Origin of the sequence: Billgrantia antri (genome assembly GCF_019430905.1) — a bacterium.
GTDB classification, from domain to species: Bacteria; Pseudomonadota; Gammaproteobacteria; order Pseudomonadales; family Halomonadaceae; genus Halomonas; species Halomonas antri.
The window spans coordinates 244,378-263,126 of the sequence record NZ_JAHYCA010000006.1 but is presented as its reverse complement, the minus strand read 5'-3'; the positions used below and the strand labels follow the sequence as shown (position 1 = coordinate 263,126).

Below are 18,749 nucleotides of genomic sequence, written 5' to 3'. Positions count from 1 at the left end.
TACCCGGTGCCTTGGTTGGATACTCTGCGACCATGGCATCATCGCCGCGATATCGACGGGAGCCGCCATGCTCGAATTTCGCCAGGTTCACAAGGCCTACGCTACACCCCAGGGCCCGCTCGCGGTGCTCACTGCCGTCGACCTCGAGCTGCGCCCCGGCGAAAGCCTGGCGCTGATGGGCGAATCGGGCAGCGGCAAGTCGACCCTGCTGCACCTGGCGGCGGGGCTCGACCTGCCGGACAGCGGCGAGGTGCTGGTTGACGGCCGCTCGATCTCCACGCTGGACGAGCCGGCTCGCGCGCGTCTGCGTCGCGACACCCTGGGCCTGGTGTTCCAGCAGTTCCATCTGGTACCGAGCCTGAGCGTGCTCGACAACCTGCGCCTGCAGGCGCGTCTGGCCGGGTGCGAAAGGCCCGAATGGTCAACGCATCTGATCGAACGCCTGGGGCTTGCCGGCATGGAGCGACGCTACCCCGAGCAGCTCTCCGGCGGCCAGCAGCAGCGCCTGGCCATCGGCCGGGCGCTGGCGCCGCGCCCCGCCCTGCTGCTGGCCGACGAGCCCACCGGCAACCTCGACGAGACCACCGCCGGTGAGGTGCTGTCACTATTGTTGGATCTCGTGCGCGAGGCCGGCAGCGCCATGCTGATGGTGACTCACAGTGCCCAGGTGGCGGCACCGCTTGATCGCTGCCTGCATCTCACCCACGGCCGGCTTGGCTCGCCCTCGGGCCAGGCGGTGAGCCACCGCTGATGCTGATCGCCCTGGCAACACTGCTCTCGCATTACAAGCGCCACCCCGGCCAGCTCGCCATGCTGCTGCTGGGGCTGTGGGTAGCCGGTGCGCTGTGGAGCGGCGTGCAGGCGATCAATGCCTCGGCCCGCGACAGTTACGCCCGCGCCGAGGCACTGTTCACCACCGGGCTCGATCGCCTGGAGCGCCGCGACGGCGAGCCGCTGACCCGCGAAGACTTCCTGCGCCTGCGCCGCGCCGGACTGCCCGTCTCGCCGCTGATCGAGGGCTCGCTGGATGTGTCCGACGGCACCGAGCTGCGCGTGATCGGCATCGACCCGCTGACCCTGCCCGGCGATAGCGCCTTCGCCGCCGCCTCGAGCCAGGGCGAGCTGACCGGTTTCCTCACCTCGCCGTGGCAGACCCGCGTCGCCCCGGACACCCTGCCTGCGCTGGGGCTGAGCGCACGTGAGGCAGGCGGCGCCGAGCCGCGCCTGGGCGGTCTGGCCGAGGGCCGGCTGCCGCCGCTGGTGCTCTCGCCCACGCTGCCGCCCGACACACTGGTGATGGACATTGCCGCCGCCGCGGCGCTACTCGACAGCGGCGAGCGGCTGTCGCGCCTGGTCACCGCCCCCGGCGCACTCGAGCGGCCCCCCGAGGGGCTGGTGCTGACCCGGGCGGCCACGCTGGTCTCGCCCGGCCAGCTCACCGAGAGCTTTCATCTCAACCTCAGCGCCATGGCGCTGCTGGCGCTGGTGGTGGGGCTGTTCATCGTGCAGGCGGCGCTGGGCCTGGCACTGGAGCAGCGCCTGGGCATGCTGCGCACGCTGCGTGCCCTGGGAGTGTCGGGGCGCGGCCTGGTCGGCCTGCTGGCGTTGGAACTCTTGCTGCTGGGTGTCGCCGGCGCCGTGGCCGGTATCATCAGCGGCGTGTGGCTGGCCCGTATGCTGCTGCCCGACGTGGCCGCCACCCTGGGCAGCCTCTATGGCGCCGAGGTGGCGGTCACGCTCAATCTGCCTTGGCATTACTGGCTCGGCGGGCTCGGCGTCACCCTGGGCGGGCTGCTATTGGCCGGCAGCGGTGTGCTGTGGCGGGCCGCCAGGCTCAGCGTGCTGGGACTGGGCCAGGCCCAGGCCTGGCGCACCGGCTTCTACCGCCAGCTGCGCGGCATGGGACTGGCGGGAGGCGGCGTCAGCGCAGTGGGGCTCATCCTGTGGGCCTGGCTCTCGCGCCAGCCCGCTGGCGAGGGTCTGCTGCCCGGCTTCGGCCTGATCGCCGCGCTGCTGCTGGCCAGCGCCCTGCTGCTGCCGCCGCTGATCGCCCTGGTCCTGGCCGGGCTCGGCCGGCTGGTGCGACACCGCCCGCTGGCCCAGTGGGCGCTGGCCGACCTGCAACTGCAACTGCCGCGGCTGGCACTGGCGATGATGGCGTTGCTGATCGCTCTCTCCGCCAACCTGGGCGTGAGCAGCATGGTCGGCGGTTTTCGCCTCACCTTCCTCGACTGGCTCGACCAGCGCCTGATGGCAGACTATTACCTGCGCCCGGCTCCCGAGCAGTTCGATGAGGTGCAGACGTGGCTGGCCGAGCGCCCCGAGGTCGGCGAGCTGCTGCCGACCCGCCATGCCGAGGCGACACTGCTCGGGATCGTGAGCTCCGAGGGATCGCGCTCGCCGCAGCTGCCGGTCGGCCTCTACGGCATCACGCCCGGCGAGTCGCTCATGCCGAACTGGCCGCTACTCGCGACCCAGGCAGGCCGCGACGCCGCTTGGCAGGCGTTCGCCGCAGGCGAGGCCGCCTTCGTCAACGAACAGCTCGCCATCGACCAGCGACTCGAACCGGGCAACCGCCTGACGCTGACGTCCCCAAGCGGCCAGGAGACGCTGACGGTGGCGGCCGTCTATCCCGACTACGGCAACACCCGCGGCGAGGTGCTGCTGGCCACGCCGCAGTTGGCCCAGCGTTTTGCCGCCACGCCCAGTTCGATCGGCATCGTGCTCGCCGCAAACGTCGACGAGGCCGCACTGCGAGACGCGCTGCGCCAGCGCTTCGAACTCGGCAGCGATGCGCTGGTCGACCAGCGCGAGGTGAAGCGGGTCTCCGTCGAGATCTTCGAGCGCACCTTCACCATCACCCGGGCGCTCTCCGCGTTGACCCTGGCGGTGGCCGCCCTGGCTCTGCTCGCCAGCCTGCTGGCCCAGGCGCGGGAACGCCGCCGTCAGCTCGCCCCGCTGTGGGCGCTGGGCGTGCCGCGCGCCCGCCTGGTGACGGTGCAACTGGTACAGCTGGCCGGCATGGCGCTGGGCGTCGGTGTCCTCGCCGTGCCGCTGGGAAGCCTGCTCGCACTGGGTCTGGTGGCGGTGATCAACGTGGCCGCTTTCGGCTGGCGCCTACCGCTGCACGTCTTCCCCGGCGACATCGCCCTGACCTTGGCGACCGCCGGCGCGGTGGCGCTGCTCGCCGCGGCGCTCCCCGCGACCCGCCTTTGGCGCACGCCGCCCCGCGCCCTGCTGGCGGAGGAGGGCGACACATGAGGCCTGGGTTTGTTGTCACGCTCCTGCTGCTGACGCTGGCTGGCTGCGGCGAGCCGACGCCCGACGAGCCTGCCGGCTTCGCCGGGCTGGGCGAGGCGGCTGACGATTTCGCCCAAGCAGCAAAAGGCATCGAGCTGCGCTTCCCCGAGGATCACGCCGCCCACCCGGACTATCGCATCGAGTGGTGGTACCTCACTGCCAACCTCACGGACGCACGCGGCGAGCCGCTGGGCCTGCAGTGGACGCTGTTCCGCCAGGCACTCACCCCGCCCGGCCAGCGGCCCGAGCCTACTCCCTGGGCCGCCGACCAGCTGTGGATGGCGCACATGGCTGTCTCCCGAGGCGATACCCACCGCGTGGCCGAGCGCTTCGCCCGCAGTCATTCGTCAGACCAAGAGGGGCAGGCGGGGGCGATCGCCGAACCGTTTCGCGCCTGGATCGACGATTGGCAGCTGGCCAGCCATATAGAAACATCAGGCGATCCGTCAGGCGATGGCGATACCTTCGCCGGGCTGGAGCTGAAGGCGCACCAGGACGACGAGCACGGCGGCTTCGGTTACGACTTGACGCTAACCGCCGAGGGGCCGCTGGTATTGCACGGCGATGCCGGCTTCAGCCAGAAATCGGCCGATGGGGAAGGCTCGATGATCTCTGGTTCCATGTACTACAGCCAGCCCTTCTGGCGCATCGAAGGCGAGGTCACGCTGGATGGCGAGACCCGCGCGGTGAGCGGGCGCGGCTGGCTCGACCGCGAATGGAGTAGCCAACTGCTCGACGAGCGCCAGCAGGGCTGGGACTGGTTCTCGCTGCACCTGGCGAGCGGCCACAAGCTGATGGCCTTCCAGTTGCGCGGCGGGGGCAAGGAAGGCGGCGACTACCGCTCGGGCACCTGGATCTCTCCCGCGGGCGAGCCCACCGCACTGGCCCCGGACGAGCTTGCCATGACGCCGCTCGACACGCGACGCGTGGCGGGGCGCGAGGTACCGACCCATTGGCGCCTGGAGGTTCCCCACGCCGGGCTCGAGCTGATCGTCGAGGCGCCCCACGCCGAGCGCTGGATGGACACCCGCGTACCCTACTGGGAGGGCGAGGTGGTCGCACGTGATGCCGACAGCGGCGAACGCCGCGGGGTAGGATACCTGGAAATGACGGGCTACTGATCGTCGGGCGAGGAGAGCGCCATGAACCTGCTGGATGCCATGACCGCCTACGTGCGCGTTGCCGAACTCGGCAGCTATACCCGCGCGGCGGAGACACTGGATCTGTCGCGCACGCGGGTCTCACGGCTGATCATGGAGTTGGAGAGCCACCTGGGCGTGCGCCTGCTGCAGCGTACCACCCGGCGCCTGCACCTGACCGAGGCCGGCGAAAGCTACCTGGCCAGCGCCCAGGGAATCCTGCAGGCGCTGGAAGAAGCCGAGGCGGAGCTGGGCGCCGGCAGCACCGAGGTATGCGGCCGCCTGCGGGTCAACGGCCCGATGTCCTTCGGCACGCGCTTTCTCGCACCGCTGATCACGCGCTTCATGGTCGAGCACCCCGCCCTGGAGGTACGTCTCGACCTCAACGACCGCCGGGTGGATCTGCTGGAAGAGGGCTACGACCTGGCCATTCGCATCGGCAACCTGCCCGACTCCAGCCTGGTGGCACGGCGCCTGGCACGCTGTCGCATGCTGCCGTGCGCCTCTCCCGAGTACCTGGCCCGTTTCGGCGAACCGCACACGCTCGAGGAACTGAGCGAGCACCGCTGCATGCGCTATCGCACCACGAGCGGCAGCGAATGGCAGTTCGGTGGACACCGACTCACGGTTCACGGCCCGCTGGAGAGCAACAACGGCGACGTGCTGACCCACGCCGCCGAGGCCGGGCTGGGCATCGCCCACCAGCCGAGCTTTCTGGTCACCGAAAGCATCCGCCAGGGCCGCCTGGTGCCACTGCTGCAGAACGAGGAGCCGGTCATACTGGGAATCTATGGCGTCTACCCGGCGCGGCGCCACCTGCCGGCCAAGGTCGAGCGGCTGCTCGACTTCCTGGCCGAGGCCTGGGGCGACCCACCGAAGTGGGAGAGGGAAATGGGATTGTCGCCTCTCGCGCAATGATGTTGTTCACACACTGATGATTATCCCAGCAATCGTGCAGCGTAAAGTGAGGACATCCCTGACAACAACGGAGTCCTTCCCATGCAAGCGCAAGCCACTCAGTCCCTACGCCTCTCCCAGGACCAGTCCCTCCAGGCCCATGCCACCGCCCTGCTGCGAATCTCGCTCGGTGTGATGGCCCTGGCCCACGGCCTGCTCAAGGTATTCGTCTTCACCGTGCCCGGCACCGTCGGTTACTTCGAATCGATCGGCCTGCCCGGCTTCATCGCCTACCTGACCATTCTGGCCGAGGTCGGTGGCGGCCTGGCCCTGCTGCTGGGCGTCTATACCCGCTGGATCAGCCTGGCGCTGATTCCGGTACTGCTCGGTGCCGCCTGGGTGCATGCCGGCAACGGCTGGGTCTTCTCCAACCCGGGCGGAGGCTGGGAGTACCCGGTCTTCTGGGCCGTGACACTGCTGGTGCAGGCCGGCCTCGGTAGCGGTAGCCTGGTCCTCAGCCGCCGCTTCGCCTGACCTCTCTGCCTGAACTGGTCCAATGCCTGACGCCGCCCAGCGGCGCCAGGCATCGAGGAGCTTTCCCAAGGAGCTTTTCCAAGGAGCTATGCCATGTTGCCCAGCCTCTTCATCTCCCATGGTTCGCCCATGCTGGCCCTCACCCCGGGGCCGGCACACGATTTTCTGCGCGATTTCGGCGCGACGCTCTCGCCCAAGGCCATCGTGGTGGTCTCGGCCCACTGGGCCAGCGAGCGGCTGCTGGTGAGCACCAGCGAGCGGCCCGAGACCATTCACGACTTCGGCGGCTTTCCGCGCGCGCTGTTCGAATGCCAGTACCCGGCACCGGGAGACCCCGAGCTGGCCTTGAAACTGGCTCGCAAGCTCAACGCCGTGCCGCTGGAACGCGGCCTGGATCACGGTGCCTGGGTGCCGCTGTCGCTGATGTTCCCCGCCGCCGATGTGCCGGTGGTATCGCTGTCGCTACCGGTGACTTGGTCGAACCAGGACTTGGTGGAACTAGGTGAGAAGCTGGCGAAGCTGCGCGAGGAAGGTGTGCTGGTGGTCGGCTCGGGCAGCCTGACGCATAACCTGGCCGAGATGCAGGCGCAGGGCACCCCGATGCCCGCCTGGGTCGGCGAGTTCAGCGACTGGATATTCGATAAGCTGACGAGCGGCGAGCGCGACGCGCTGCTGGCGTGGGAAACTGCGCCGCAGGCACACCGCAACCACCCCACGCCGGAGCACTTCCAGCCGTTGCTGGTGGCCCTGGGCGCGGGCGGCGAAGCCAGCCGCCTGCACCACAGCGTGGAGCACGGCGTGCTGGCAATGGATCTCTACGCCTTCGCCTGAAGGCAAGGCAGGCCGAGACCGGAGGTCAGTCCCCTAGAGCAGACAGGCGGTCGGCCTGGACCACCTCGATCCAGTAACCGTCCACGTCCTTGACGAATACCACGTCCTTCATCTTGCCCTGGTCCGAGCGCTTGACGAATTCGACCTCGTTGGCATCGAACCAGGCCTCGGCGGCCTCGAGGTCCGGCACCGAGAAGCAGATGTGGCCGAAGCCCTGGGGCTCGGCGTTGCCGTCGTGATAGGCGAAGTCGGCCTGGGTCTCGGTGCCCCAGTTGTGGGTCAGCTCGAGCAGGCCTCGCTGGCGAAAGGTCCACACCGTGCGTTCACCCTGTTCCTCCGGCACCTGCTCGTTCTCGTCCAGCTTGGCGAGGAAGTAGAGCGAGAAACCCATCTCGTCGAAATCGAGGCGGCGCATCACCTGCATGCCGAACACCCGGGTGTAGAAGGCCAGCGCCTTTTCCGGATCCTTGATCCGCAGCATCGTATGGTTGAGGCGAAAGCCCTGCGAGTCCGGCGTGGGGGCCTGTACGCCGGGATGCTGCTCTCCCTTGAAGCTCATGCGTCTTCTCTCCTTAGGCTTGGCATGGGCTGTTGATGATGCGGGTCGCTTCGACGTTTTTCCAGCCGTCCGCCGCTGCCATGAGTTCCCGGTTCGAGCTAAAGTAGGGAAAGTACCGCTGCGTAGAGCGACTGCCGATGCCGACCTCGTCACTGCCAACTCCGGTTACGCCGAGACTGTTCAGCCTCGATGCCGGACGCCTGCTGCGCCGCTTGGCACTGCTGCTGGCGTTGGCCCTGCTGGCCGGCTGTGCCAGCCGCGACCTCGCCACTCACGATGCGCACCACGGCACGGATGGGCTCTCCATCGAGCGCGCCCTGATACTCGCCACCGCCAAGAGTGCCTTGGGCACGCCCTATCGCTTCGGCGGCAACACGCCGGAGGGGCTCGACTGCTCGGGGCTGGTGGAGCTGGCTTACCGTTCGGCGGGCATCCAGGTGCCGCGTACTGCCGACCAACAGTTTCGCGCCTTGCCGGCCGTCGATCGCGCCCAACCCGGCGACCTGCTGTTCTTCGGCGACCGGCGCAAGGCCACCCATGTGGGCATCTACCGCGGCAACGGCCAGATGATCCACGCCCCGGGCAGCGGGCGTCAGGTCACCAGCGTGCCGCTGCATATCGACTACTGGCAGGACAGGTTCCTGGGTGCCGCCGGTCCCGCCCCCTGACGCCGGCCCAGCACAGGGGTATCATCGAGGCATAACCATTTCCGGCTGGAAGCGTCATGTCCCTTGATCTCTCTCTCTATCTGGTCACCGACCCAGAGCTCTGCGCCCGTCAAGGGCTGGTCGAGACCGTGGTGGCCGCAGTGCGCGGCGGTGTTACCGTCGTACAGCTACGCGACAAGCACGCCTCCGACGGCGAGATGATCGACCAGGCGCGCCGCCTCAAGGCCGCGCTGGCCGGCAGCGGGGTGCCGCTGATCATCAATGATCGTCTGGCGGTAGCGCTGGAGAGCGGTGCTGACGGCCTGCATATCGGCCAGGACGACGGCGACGTGGCAGCGGCCCGCAGCGCACTGGGCGAAGCGGCCATTCTCGGCCTCTCGGTACAGAATCACGACCAGCTCGCCCGCCTCGACCCAGCCAGGCTCGACTACCTCGGCTTCGGCCCGGTATTCGCCACCACGACCAAGCGCAACCATGCCACGCCGCTGGGCTTTGACGGCCTGGCCGCGCTGGTGGCAGCAAGCCCGCTGCCGGCAGTGGCCATCGGCGGGCTCAAGGCCGAGCACGCACGCCAGGTGCATGCCGCCGGCGCGAAGGGACCGGCGGTGGTATCGGCGATCTGTGGGCAGCCCGATCCCGAAGTGGCCGCACGGGCGTTCCTAGTCGACTGAAATCAATGGGCCGGCGGGTAGTCGCGACGCCGGCTCAGGCGTCGCGGCGCTCCTGCTCGCGGGCGAAGCGCTGCATGACGTCCAGGGTTTCCTGGCTGACGTGGTGTTCCATGCCCTCGGCATCGATACGCGCGGTGCGGTCGCTGACCCCAAGGGCGCGCAGGAACTGCAACACGATGGCATGGCGCTGATTCGACATGGCCGCCATCGCCTCCCCTTTCTCGGTCAGGAACAGCGAGCGGTAGGGCTTGCTGGAGACCAGTCCCAGCGCTTTGAGCCGGGTCACCGTTTTCGACACCGTGGCCTGGCTGACCCCCATGCGCGCGGCGATATCCGTCGCGCGAGCCTCGCCCTGATGCTCCAGCAGGTCGGCGATCAGCTCCACGTAGTCCTCGAGCAGCTCGGTTTCATGGGCATTGCGCACGGCAGCGTACTGCTGCGCATGCTGGTCGCTGGGCGGCAGGGCATCCGCCTTGCAAAGGCGATCCGGCGTCACATCGTTCGGGGAATCGGTCATCGCGCCAATATAGCCAATGTTCTGATAGCGCAGCAACAGTGCACCGATAGAGATTTCCTACTACGCTACAACTTAACCTTGGCTAAAATAGTAGCTATGCTCTTAGAAACTCACTGTAACGAAACAACTCGTATTCAACGGCCCTGATGCCAGAGGCCCGATGTCAAAGGAGAGTGACCGATGCCGCTTCCCAAGGGATGGATACTGCTTAGCGCTCTTGCGCTGGCCCTGCCGGCTGCGGCCCATGCCGAGGAGTCGCCGCTCAGGGTTGCGGCCACCTTCTCCGTGCTGGGCGACCTCATTCGCGAAGTCGCCGGCGACGATGCCGAGGTCGAGGTGCTGACCCCGGTGGGTGCGGAAGTCCACGAATGGGAGCTGGTGCCGAGCAATTTCGTCGCCCTCGAGGAAGCCGAGGTGGTGTTCTACAACGGCTACGGCCTGGAGCAATGGATCAGCCAGGTCGAAGCCACGGTGGGGGACGATGTGCCGCTGGTCGCCCTGGCCGAAGAGAGCGGCTACGCCACTCAGCCGATCGCCACCGGAGACTTTGCCGGCGAGGCCGACCCCCACGTGTGGATGGATCCACGCGCCGCCGCCGAGTATGCCCGGGTGATTGCCGATACCCTCGCCGAGGCCCGGCCGGACGCCGCCGATGCCTTCCGGTCGCGTGCCGAGGCGCTGGGGGAAGCGCTTGACGCCCTGCATGACGAGCTCGCTCAGACCCTTGCCGCCATCCCCGATGATCAGCGTCTGCTGATAACCAGCGAAGCGGCCTTCCTCTACTTCGCCGACGCCTTTGGCTTCGAACACGACGGCATCTGGGGCAATAACGCCGAGCAGGAGGGCTCTCCCAATCAGGTCATGCGCATCGTCGACAAGATCGAAGAGCGCCAGCCGGCCGCCCTCTTCTGGGAGAGCACGATCTCCGATCGCCACGTGCGCAGCGTCGCCGGCGAGACTCAGGTGGAAATCGCCGGGCCGCTCTATGTCGACTCCCTCAGCGAGCCGGATGGCGAGGCGCCGGATTATCCCGGCATGCTGCGCCACAACGCCCGGCTGCTGGTCGATGCCTTGGGAGGTGAAAAATGACGGAAACCGTGCCCGCGCTTCAGGCACGCCGGCTCTGTGCCGCCTACCACCAGCAGCCCGTGCTCGAGGACATCACCCTGTCGCTGCCCCAGGGGCAGTGGACCGCCATCGTCGGCCCCAACGGCGCCGGCAAGTCGAGCCTGCTCAACCTGGTGATCGGCAGCCTCGCGCCGCTGCGCGGTGAGCTGCGGGTTCTCGGCGAGAGCCCTGCCGCACAGCGCCGGGCCGGCAACATTGCCTATATGGCACAGCAGGAAAACATGGAGTGGGATTTTCCCATTTCGGTACGCGACACGGTACTGACCGGGCGCTATGGCCTGATGCGTCATGACCCGCTGTGGCGGCGCCTGGCCCCGCGCCACTGGGCCGATCCCAGCCATCGCCAGGCGGTGGAAGCTGCCCTCGACGCCGTCGACATGGCCGACTACGCCATGCGTCCCATCGGCGAACTTTCCGGGGGGCAGAAGAAGCGCGTGATGCTGGCCCGAGCCTTGGCGCAGCAGGCCCGGATCCTGCTGCTCGACGAACCCCTGGCGGGCGTGGACCCACCCAGCGAGGCGCTGATCCTCGATACCCTCGAGCGCGAGCGCCGCGCCGGACGCACCGTCATCATGGTGACCCATGACATGCCCAGCGCACGGGTCCACGCCGACAATGTGCTGCTGATCAATCGCACCCTGGTCGGCATGGGTGCGCCGGACGAGATGCTCAGCGATGCCATGCTGGCACGCCTGGCGGTGGGCGACCGCGGAGCGCTGAGCGGAGGTGAGCGTGTTGCCGCTTGAAAGTCTGGCCCTGGGTACGATCGATGCCTTGACCGCCCTGCTGATGCTGGCGGTCGACCTGCTGCCGGAAAACCTGGCCGCGCCCTTCGAATATCGCTTCATGCAGCGTGCCCTGCTCACTTCGGTGCTGGTGGGAGCGATCTGCGGACTGCTCTCCTGCTACGTGGTGCTCAAGCGCTGGTCGTTGCTGGGCGATGCCATCTCCCATGCGGTGCTGCCCGGCGTGGCCATCGCCTATCTGCTGGGCTGGCCGTTCTTCATCGGCGCCTTCATCACCGGTGCGCTCACCTCGCTGGGTATCGGCGCCATCGAACGTCATACGCGCATCAAGTCGGATGCGGCGATGGGGCTGATGTTCACTGCCGCGTTCGCGCTGGGCATCGTGATCATCAGCAAGATCGCCACCAGTACCCATCTACTGCATATCCTGTTCGGCAACGTGCTGGGGGTGAAGGACTCGGCGCTGATACTCACGCTGCTGGCCAGCGTGGTGACGCTGCTGGCGATCTGGCTGGCCTATCGCCCGCTGCTGCTCTACACCTTCGACCCGCAGCAGGCCCAGGCGCTGGGGTTCAATACCGGCGCGATTCACTACGGGCTGATCCTGCTGCTGACGCTGACCATCGTCGCCAGCCTGGAGACCGTGGGCATCATCTTGGTGGTGGCCATGCTGATCACTCCCGGTGCCACCGCCCACCTGCTCACCGACCGCTTTCCCCGCATGCTGGCCATCTCGGTCGGCGTCGGCGTGACGTCGGCCGTGGTAGGGCTGGTGCTATCGGTCAAGCTGGACGTCGCCTCGGGCGGTGCCATCGTGCTGGTCGCCTCGGCGCTGTTCCTCGTCGCCCTGCTCGCCGCGCCCAAGCATGGGCTGGTAGCCCGCCACTGGCGGCGCTGGCGCCTGAACCAGACCAGCCAAACGTAGACTAGAAGATCGGGAACTCAGGGAAACACCGCGCAATGCAGCGATTCGCTCGCGCATGCGTTTGTGCTGTGCTTCCTCACGAAGTGGGGCGACGCTTCAGCGTAGTCCGGCGGTCGTGATAGGCGATCGCCAGGCCGCTGCCGATGATCAGGATGCTACCGACGAACACCCATACATCGGGCATCTCGGCCCAGAACCACCAGCCCAGCAATACCGCCCACAGCATGGCGGTGTAGTCGAAGGGCGCGGCAATGGCCGCCGGCGCATGGCGAAACGCCATGGTGATGAAGGCCGTGGCACCTACCCCGATCACCCCGGCACCGAGGAACCCCAGCCAATGCCAGGGGTGAGGCGTCTGCCACACCCATGGCAGGGTGACGGAGGTGATCACCAGCGGCACCAGGGTGATGTAGAAGACCATCGCCCAAAGATGCTCGCGACCACCATAGCGTCGCGAAGTGATCATGAGCAGAGCATAGAAAACCGCCGCAGCCAGCATGACCAATGCGCCGGGATGGAAACCCTCTCCGCCCGGCCGCACTACCACCATCACACCGGCAAAGCCCAGCAGCGAAGCCGCCACGACTTGAAGATCGACCCGCTCGCCGAGCAGCGGCACCGACAGCAGCGTGACGAACAGCGGTGCAGCGAAGGCAATGGCCGTGGCCTCGGCCAGCGGCAGCATGGTCAACCCCAGCACGAAGCAGCCCATGGTGCCGGTGTATATAAGGCCGCGCACCAGGTGAACCCCGGGGCGGCGAGTACGCAGCTTGGTAAGACCGCCGCCGTAGTGGGCCAACACGGCGATCAACGGCAGCGATACCAGCGAGCGGAAGAAGATGATCTGCAGCGGCGAGTGTACCTCGCCCAGCCACTTGGCGATGGCATCGCCAATCGCTAGGCACAGCACACCGGCGCACATGAACAAAATGCCCTTCAATGATGGCGACATGGAGCCCCCTCGGCTTCGCTGGCTGCAAAAAAACCACCCCGCCGACCAAAAGGCAGCGGGGCTTATTGATTAACAACCTAATGGCTGGCGTAAGCCGCGGCAAGTGCGACGCCCCAAGATGGCGCATTTGACCATGAGCAGGTCGAGGCCGGGATGGATCTGCTTTTGCGCTTCTGAGATGCTTGGCCAGGCAAAACTCGTTATGTTATAACGCAACATTCTCAACTCACAGCAGGGTCTACACCCTTCCTTTTCGACCACCGTCCTGCGGCTCCTCACGCAGAAGCCATGCGCCGCATGAATGATATGTTATAGAGTTCCAAAAGGAGGCGACATGCTGCCCGGTACAATTGCGAAAACCGTGCATTGGGCGTTCGGCCAGGACATCGCGGTGCTACCCCGTATCTTCGACGATGGCATCACCCTGGCGGTGATGGAGCGCCGGCTCGACTCGGCCCTGACCCTGGCCGTACGGGCACAGCTCTGCCACCCGCGTGGCCTCGAATGGCAGTGGCGCGGCGCACCCGGCCCGGCGATGCAAGAAGACCTGGCTCGCCGACTGCCCGCCCCCGAAGCCGGTGAAGCGCTGGTGGAGGATATCGGCACGATCGCCGAGGCCATGGCTTACCTCTTCTCGACCGAGACCATCGGCATTCGCCTGCGCACGCTGGAAGGCGCCATGTGCCCACGCTTTCACGTCGACAACCTGCCGGTGCGTCTGGTGAGTACCTATGCCGGACCGGCTAGCGAGTGGCTGCCGGAGCATGCCGTCAACCGAGACGGACTCGGCGCCCCGCATCCGCACAAACCCGATATCGTTGCCGACCCCGGCACCATCCAGCAGCTCGGGGTGGGCGACCTCGCCCTGCTGAAAGGCGGCGGCTGGGTCGGTAACGAAACACGCGGCCTGGTGCACCGCAGCCCACAGCCTGCCCCGGGCGAGCGCCGCCTGCTGCTGGCGCTGGATCCGGGCTGAACGCCCGAGTCGCTTATCGTCTGTCTTGAACAACCCCTGCAAGGAAAAATCCTGCCATGCCACTGCCTTCTCGTTCGCTGCTCCCAGGTTCCTTACTGCTTGGCCTTGCCCTGCTGCCCCTGACAGCCATCGCCGACCGGCCGCTCTCCGTGGTCGCTCCCTGGGAGATCACCGGCGCCGACCCGTCGACCTCGGGCTATGTCTACGCGCGCATGCGCGTCGCCGAGACGCTGGTCGACACCGATGCCGCGGGGCAGCCCGCGCCGGGGCTGGCAGAGTCTTGGCAGGTCAGTGAAGATGGACTGGCCTGGCGCTTCGCCCTGCGCGAAGGCGTCAGCTTCCACGACGGCAGTCCGCTCACGGCACAAGCAGCGGCCGCCAGCCTCGAGCACGCACGGGCCAAACCGGGCATCCTCGACTCCGCGCCCATCGCAGCCATCGAAGCCGACGGCAACGAGGTGGTGGTCCAGCTCGAATCTCCCTTCGCGCCGCTACCGGCCCTGCTGGCCCACTCCACCACGCTGATTCTCGCCCCGGCAGCCTATGACGACGAGGGACGGGTCTCCCAGGTCATCGGAACCGGCCCTTACCGGGTGGAAAGCGTGGCGCCCCCGCAGCGGCTTGGCGTAGAGCGCTTCGACGACTATTGGGGCGAAGCACCCGCCATCGACAGCGCCAGCTACCTGGCGGTGGGCCGCGGCGAGACCCGGGCGCTGATGGCAGAGAGCGGCGATGCCGACGTGGTGTTCACTCTCGATCCGGCAAGCCAGACTCGCCTGGCTCGCAACGACCGCCTCACCCTGCATGCCGAGCCGATTCCGCGCACCATCGTGTTCAAGGTCAATGCCGCTCACCCGCTTCTCGAGGACGAACGCGCCCGCCAGGCGCTGAGTCTGGCCATCGACCGCGAGGGTATCGCCGCCGGTCTCCTACGCAACCCCGAGGCGGCCGCCGCCGAGCTGTTCCCGGCCAGCCTCGGCTCCTGGCATCTCGGCCTGGATGCCGGCGAAGCACGCGATTTGGAGCGCGCCCGTGAGCTGCTCGCCGAGCTGGGCTGGCAAGCCAATGGCAACGGCGTGCTCGAGCGTGACGGCGAAGCCTTCGAGCTGACCCTGCGTACCTTCTCCGACCGCCCCGAGCTGCCGCTGGTAGCCACTGCCCTGCAGGACCAGTGGCGCGAACTCGGCGTGGCGCTGGAAGTCGCCGTAGGCAACGCCAGCGAGATCCCCTCCGGCCACCGCGACGGCAGCCTGGAGCTGGGCCTGATGGCACGCAACTACGGCCTGGTACCCGACCCGCTGGGCACCCTGCTCGACGACTTCGGCGCCGACCCCGAGTCCATGGGCGGCGACTGGGGTGCCATGGGCTGGCGCGACACCGACCTGGCCGGCTGGCTCGACACCCTGCGCCAGGAGGCCGACATGGAGGCCCGCAGCGAACTGGCCGGGCAGGTGGCACGCCGCCTGAACGAGGCCATGCCGGTCGTGCCCGTGGCCTGGTACCAGCAGACCGCCGCGGTCAACGCCGAGCTCGAAGGCTTCTCCATCGACCCGCTGGAGCGCAGCTACCGCATCGACGAGCTGAGGTGGAGTGAATGAGTCAAGTGCTGGCTTCACGGACGACTCCACGCTGGACGACAGGCCTCGGCGGCCTGCTGCTGCAGCGCCTGTTCCAGGCCGGGCTGGTGGCGTGGATGGTCGGCACCCTGACCTTCGTGCTGACCCGCTCGCTGCCCGGCGACATGGCCTACCGTATCGCTGCCGGTCGTTACGGGCACGACATGGTCAACACCAGCGCCGCCGAGGCGGTACGCGCCGAGTTGGCGCTGGACCAGCCGGCGCTCGGCGCCTACTTCGGCTGGCTGTGGGATCTACTGCAATTCAACCTGGGCCGCTCGCTGGTCAGCGGCGAGCCGGTGCTGGCTGAGTTGTGGCATCAGCTCGGCCATTCACTGGGCCTGGCAACGATGGCGGTACTGCTCTCGCTGCTGCTGGGCCCACCGCTGGGGCTGATCGCCGGTCTCAAGCCCAACGGCTGGCTGGATCGCGTGAGCGAAGTGGCGGCCAGCGTACTGCGCGCCCTGCCGCCCTTCGCCGTGGGCCTGCTGCTGATCCTGATCTTCTCGGTGTCGCTGGGATGGTTGCCCGCCGCCGGTCATGGCCGCAGCGCCCATGGCGTGCTCCCCGCGCTGACCCTGGCGCTGGCACTGGCCGCCATCTCCAGCCGGGTGGCGCGCAACGCCATGGCCGACGTATCGCAATCGGCCTACTACGCCTTCTCGCGCACCAAGGGGCTGGGCGAGCGGCAGAGCTTCCTGCGTCATGGCATGCGCAATGCCGCGGTGCCGGTGATCGCCTATCTCGGCGTGCAGTTCGTCTACCTGATCGAGGGCGTAGTGGTGGTCGAGACCCTGTTCGCCTGGCCCGGCATCGGCCACGCCCTGGTACACGCCATCGTCGCTCGCGACGTGCCGATGGTCCAGGGCACCGCCCTGGTCATGGGCCTGATGTTCGTCGTCCTCAATACCGTGGTGGACCTGCTCTGCCACTGGCTAGACCCCAGGAGGCGCAGCGCATGACCACGCTAGCCATGACTCCCCCTCGCCGCTGGGCGCTGCCTGCACTCAACAGTCGCCAGCAGATCGGCGCTGCGCTGCTTGCGCTGCTGCTCGCCTTCGCCTGGCTGGTACCCTGGCTCTCCGATGCCGACCCCGCACGCCAGCAGCTCACCCGCATCCTGCAGTGGCCATCGTTCGCCGAACCGCTGGGTACCGACCATCTGGGCCGCAGCCTGCTGGCACGGCTGGCGTCCGCCGTGCGCCTGTCGCTGGGCATGGCGCTGCTGAGCGTGGCCAGCGCCGCCGTGCCGGGGGTGCTCCTCGGCGTGATCGCCGGCTGGCGCGGCGGCTGGCTCGATCGCGTGCTGGGCAGCCTGGCCGATGCCTGCCTGGCACTGCCGGGCCTGCTGCTGGTACTGCTGCTCGTTGCCATCGCCCCGGGTAACTTCTGGGCGCTCTATGTCGGCATTTCGCTGGTACTGTGGATCGAGTATTTCCGCGTGGTACGCGCGCGTACCCGGATCCTGGTCGCCTCGCCGCAGCTCGAGGCGAGCCGGCTGCTCGGCTTCGGCCCGCTCTACCTGTTCCGGCGCCATCTGTGGCCGGAACTCGCACCGCAGGTGCTGACCCTGGCTGCCTTCGGTGCCGCCAGCGCGATACTCGCCATGGCCGCGATGGGCTTCGTCAGCGTCGGCCTGCGCCCTCCCACCGCCGAGCTGGGGCTGATGATGATCGAACTGCTGCCCTACTATCATGAAGCGCCCTGGGCCATGGCCCAGCCGATACTCGTGCTGTTCGTGCTGGTGCTGAGCCTGAACCTGCTGGCCGGAAGGGATCCGCGATGAGTAGCTACTTACTTCAAGCCGAGGGCCTGACGATCCGGGGCGAGGACGTCACGATCGCGCCTTTCTCCTGCTCGCTCACCCCCGGCGGTCGCCTGACCCTGCTCGGCGAAACCGGCTCGGGCAAGAGCCTGCTCGCCCAGGCGATCATGGGCACGTTGCCGAAGGGACTCGTCGCCCAAGGTCAACTGGTCATCGATGGCGAGGCGTTCGATGCCGCCGACACCACGTCGCGGCGAGCGCTGTGGGGCCACCGCCTGGCGCTGCTGCCCCAAGAGCCCTGGCATGCGCTGGACCCCACCATGCGCGCCGTTTCGCAGATCGCCGAGAGCCATCATCACGTGGCCGGACGCGACCAAAGGGCGTCACTGCAAGCCGCCTGGGCCGATCTGAAGGAGCTGGGCCTGCCGGAAGCCGGCGACAAGCTGCCCGGCGAACTCTCCGGCGGCATGGCGCAGCGCGTGGCCTTCGCCGCCGCCAGTGCCGGCGGCGCGCCCATCGTCATCGCCGACGAACCCACCAAGGGCCTCGATGCTCCCAGGCGCGATGCGGTGGTAGAACTGCTGGCGCGAACGCCCGAGGCGGCCGGCGCCCTGCTCACCATTACCCACGACATCGACGTGGCTCGCCGTCTCGGCGGCGAAGTGGTCATACTGCGCCAGGGTCAGGTGGTCGAGCGCGGCCCGGCCCAGCAAGTGCTCACTCACCCGCAGAGTGAGTACGGGAAGCGCTTGCTGGACGCCGAGCCCAGCCGCTGGCCGGCCCCTGCGCCGCTCGGCGAGTGCGACATGGCAGCGGTCGTAACCGCCAACGGCCTGGCCAAGGTCCGCGGCGGTCGCGAACTATTCCGCGACCTTTCGCTGACGGTGCGCCCCGGCGAGATCGTCGGCGTGGTCGGCCCATCCGGCTGCGGCAAGAGTACGCTCGGCGACATGCTGCTCGGCGTGACCCGGGCCGATGAAGGTGAGGTTCGGCGTGCAGCGGGGCACTCGCTCGGCTTCCAGAAGCTCTATCAGGACCCGCCGGCAGCCTTCTCGCCGCACTGGCGGCTCTCGCGACTGCTCGACGACCTGGTCCGCCGCCATCGCCTGAATCGCAGCAGCATCCCCCCGCTGATGGCGCGTCTGGGGCTCGACGAGAATCTGCTGGGTCGTCGACCCGGCGAAATCTCCGGCGGCGAGCTGCAGCGCTTCGCCATCCTGCGCGTGCTGCTACTCAATCCGTGTTTCCTGTTCGCCGACGAGCCCACCTCGCGTCTCGACCCCATCACCCAGCGCCAGACGCTGGCGCTGCTGGTCGAACTGGCCCGCGAACGGCGCTGCGGGGTGATGCTGGTGAGTCACGACCCGGCGCTGATCGAGCGGATCTGTGACCGCAGGATCACGCTTGGGAACGAGAGCATGAGCGTGACCAAGCGTGAGCGCGAGCCGGCCATGGCCTGAGACGTCACCGCCTTGCAGTTCAAACGAAAGACGCCCCGCAAATGCGGGGCGTCGTTCTAACCAGC

Annotated in this window: 19 protein-coding genes; 16 read left to right on the top strand and 3 right to left on the bottom strand. The window is 67.9% G+C overall.

Going from position 1 to position 18,749, the window contains the following annotated elements; all coding sequences use genetic code 11:
• Nucleotides 1–67 precede the first annotated feature (67 nt).
• From KPL81_RS16560 to KPL81_RS16535, 6 genes are all read left to right on the top strand, one after another.
• Complete coding sequence (locus KPL81_RS16560; RefSeq protein ID WP_219793118.1) at nucleotides 68–751, top strand: ABC transporter ATP-binding protein; 684 nt, start codon at nucleotides 68–70, stop codon at nucleotides 749–751.
• Nucleotides 751–3,261: an ABC transporter permease gene (locus tag KPL81_RS16555; protein WP_219793117.1), complete on the top strand. Its 2,511-nt coding sequence runs from the start codon at nucleotides 751–753 to the stop codon at nucleotides 3,259–3,261. The genes KPL81_RS16560 and KPL81_RS16555 overlap by 1 nt, the downstream gene beginning before the upstream one ends.
• Nucleotides 3,258–4,421: a lipocalin-like domain-containing protein gene (locus KPL81_RS16550; protein WP_219793116.1), complete on the top strand. Its 1,164-nt coding sequence runs from the start codon at nucleotides 3,258–3,260 to the stop codon at nucleotides 4,419–4,421. Before KPL81_RS16555 ends, KPL81_RS16550 begins: the two co-directional genes overlap by 4 nt.
• Nucleotides 4,422–4,442: 21 nt before the next feature.
• Complete coding sequence (locus KPL81_RS16545) at nucleotides 4,443–5,357, top strand: LysR family transcriptional regulator (RefSeq protein ID WP_219793115.1); 915 nt, start codon at nucleotides 4,443–4,445, stop codon at nucleotides 5,355–5,357.
• Nucleotides 5,358–5,438: 81 nt separating this feature from the next.
• Nucleotides 5,439–5,870 (top strand): DoxX family protein, encoded by a 432-nt coding sequence (locus KPL81_RS16540; protein ID WP_209475630.1) that lies wholly within the window; start codon nucleotides 5,439–5,441, stop codon nucleotides 5,868–5,870.
• 93 nt (nucleotides 5,871–5,963) lie between these two features.
• Nucleotides 5,964–6,701: a DODA-type extradiol aromatic ring-opening family dioxygenase gene (locus tag KPL81_RS16535; RefSeq protein WP_219793114.1), complete on the top strand. Its 738-nt coding sequence runs from the start codon at nucleotides 5,964–5,966 to the stop codon at nucleotides 6,699–6,701.
• 25 nt (nucleotides 6,702–6,726) lie between these two features.
• Here KPL81_RS16535 and gloA read toward each other — a convergent pair whose 3' ends face one another.
• Nucleotides 6,727–7,260, bottom strand: a complete 534-nt coding sequence (gloA, locus tag KPL81_RS16530; RefSeq protein ID WP_219793113.1) for a lactoylglutathione lyase — start codon at nucleotides 7,258–7,260, stop codon at nucleotides 6,727–6,729.
• 137 nt (nucleotides 7,261–7,397) lie between these two features.
• Between gloA and KPL81_RS16525 the strand changes: the two genes are divergently transcribed.
• A complete protein-coding gene (locus KPL81_RS16525) occupies nucleotides 7,398–7,928 on the top strand; it encodes a C40 family peptidase (protein WP_219793112.1) in 531 nt (176 codons plus the stop codon).
• A 56-nt stretch (nucleotides 7,929–7,984) separates the two neighbouring features.
• The gene (gene thiE / locus KPL81_RS16520) at nucleotides 7,985–8,599 is read left to right on the top strand and encodes a thiamine phosphate synthase (protein ID WP_219793111.1); all 615 of its coding nucleotides are present in this window, start codon (nucleotides 7,985–7,987) and stop codon (nucleotides 8,597–8,599) included.
• Nucleotides 8,600–8,633: 34 nt separating this feature from the next.
• Here the strand turns inward: thiE and mntR are convergent, their stop codons facing one another.
• Nucleotides 8,634–9,116, bottom strand: coding sequence for a manganese-binding transcriptional regulator MntR (gene mntR / locus KPL81_RS16515; protein ID WP_209475619.1), 483 nt, complete (start codon nucleotides 9,114–9,116; stop codon nucleotides 8,634–8,636).
• Between the two features lie 180 nt (nucleotides 9,117–9,296).
• Between mntR and KPL81_RS16510 the strand changes: the two genes are divergently transcribed.
• The 3 genes from KPL81_RS16510 to KPL81_RS16500 are packed head-to-tail and all read left to right on the top strand — an operon-like array spanning nucleotide 9,297 to nucleotide 11,915.
• Nucleotides 9,297–10,205, top strand: coding sequence for a metal ABC transporter solute-binding protein, Zn/Mn family (locus tag KPL81_RS16510; protein WP_219793110.1), 909 nt, complete (start codon nucleotides 9,297–9,299; stop codon nucleotides 10,203–10,205).
• The gene (locus tag KPL81_RS16505; protein WP_209475615.1) at nucleotides 10,202–10,990 is read left to right on the top strand and encodes a metal ABC transporter ATP-binding protein; all 789 of its coding nucleotides are present in this window, start codon (nucleotides 10,202–10,204) and stop codon (nucleotides 10,988–10,990) included. The genes KPL81_RS16510 and KPL81_RS16505 overlap by 4 nt, the downstream gene beginning before the upstream one ends.
• A gap of 43 nt (nucleotides 10,991–11,033) precedes the next feature.
• Nucleotides 11,034–11,915, top strand: a complete 882-nt coding sequence (locus tag KPL81_RS16500; protein WP_240549349.1) for a metal ABC transporter permease — start codon at nucleotides 11,034–11,036, stop codon at nucleotides 11,913–11,915.
• 76 nt (nucleotides 11,916–11,991) lie between these two features.
• On the opposite strand, the gene KPL81_RS16495 is transcribed toward KPL81_RS16500, so the two are convergent.
• Nucleotides 11,992–12,867, bottom strand: coding sequence for a DMT family transporter (locus KPL81_RS16495; RefSeq protein WP_219793108.1), 876 nt, complete (start codon nucleotides 12,865–12,867; stop codon nucleotides 11,992–11,994).
• A gap of 334 nt (nucleotides 12,868–13,201) precedes the next feature.
• Here KPL81_RS16495 and KPL81_RS16490 point away from each other — a divergent pair, with 334 nt between their 5' ends.
• From KPL81_RS16490 to KPL81_RS16470, 5 genes are read left to right on the top strand one after another with little or no spacing between them, the layout of a single operon-like run.
• The gene (locus KPL81_RS16490; RefSeq protein ID WP_219793107.1) at nucleotides 13,202–13,843 is read left to right on the top strand and encodes a DUF1826 domain-containing protein; all 642 of its coding nucleotides are present in this window, start codon (nucleotides 13,202–13,204) and stop codon (nucleotides 13,841–13,843) included.
• 56 nt (nucleotides 13,844–13,899) lie between these two features.
• A complete protein-coding gene (locus KPL81_RS16485; RefSeq protein ID WP_219793106.1) occupies nucleotides 13,900–15,441 on the top strand; it encodes an ABC transporter substrate-binding protein in 1,542 nt (513 codons plus the stop codon).
• Complete coding sequence (locus tag KPL81_RS16480) at nucleotides 15,438–16,421, top strand: ABC transporter permease (protein ID WP_219793105.1); 984 nt, start codon at nucleotides 15,438–15,440, stop codon at nucleotides 16,419–16,421. Before KPL81_RS16485 ends, KPL81_RS16480 begins: the two co-directional genes overlap by 4 nt.
• Nucleotides 16,418–17,245 carry an ABC transporter permease gene (locus KPL81_RS16475; protein ID WP_219793104.1) on the top strand — a complete coding sequence of 276 codons (828 nt, stop codon included), beginning with the start codon at nucleotides 16,418–16,420 and terminating at the stop codon, nucleotides 17,243–17,245. Before KPL81_RS16480 ends, KPL81_RS16475 begins: the two co-directional genes overlap by 4 nt.
• Nucleotides 17,242–18,684 (top strand): ABC transporter ATP-binding protein, encoded by a 1,443-nt coding sequence (locus KPL81_RS16470; protein ID WP_219793103.1) that lies wholly within the window; start codon nucleotides 17,242–17,244, stop codon nucleotides 18,682–18,684. Before KPL81_RS16475 ends, KPL81_RS16470 begins: the two co-directional genes overlap by 4 nt.
• The last annotated feature ends 65 nt before the right edge of the window (nucleotides 18,685–18,749 follow it).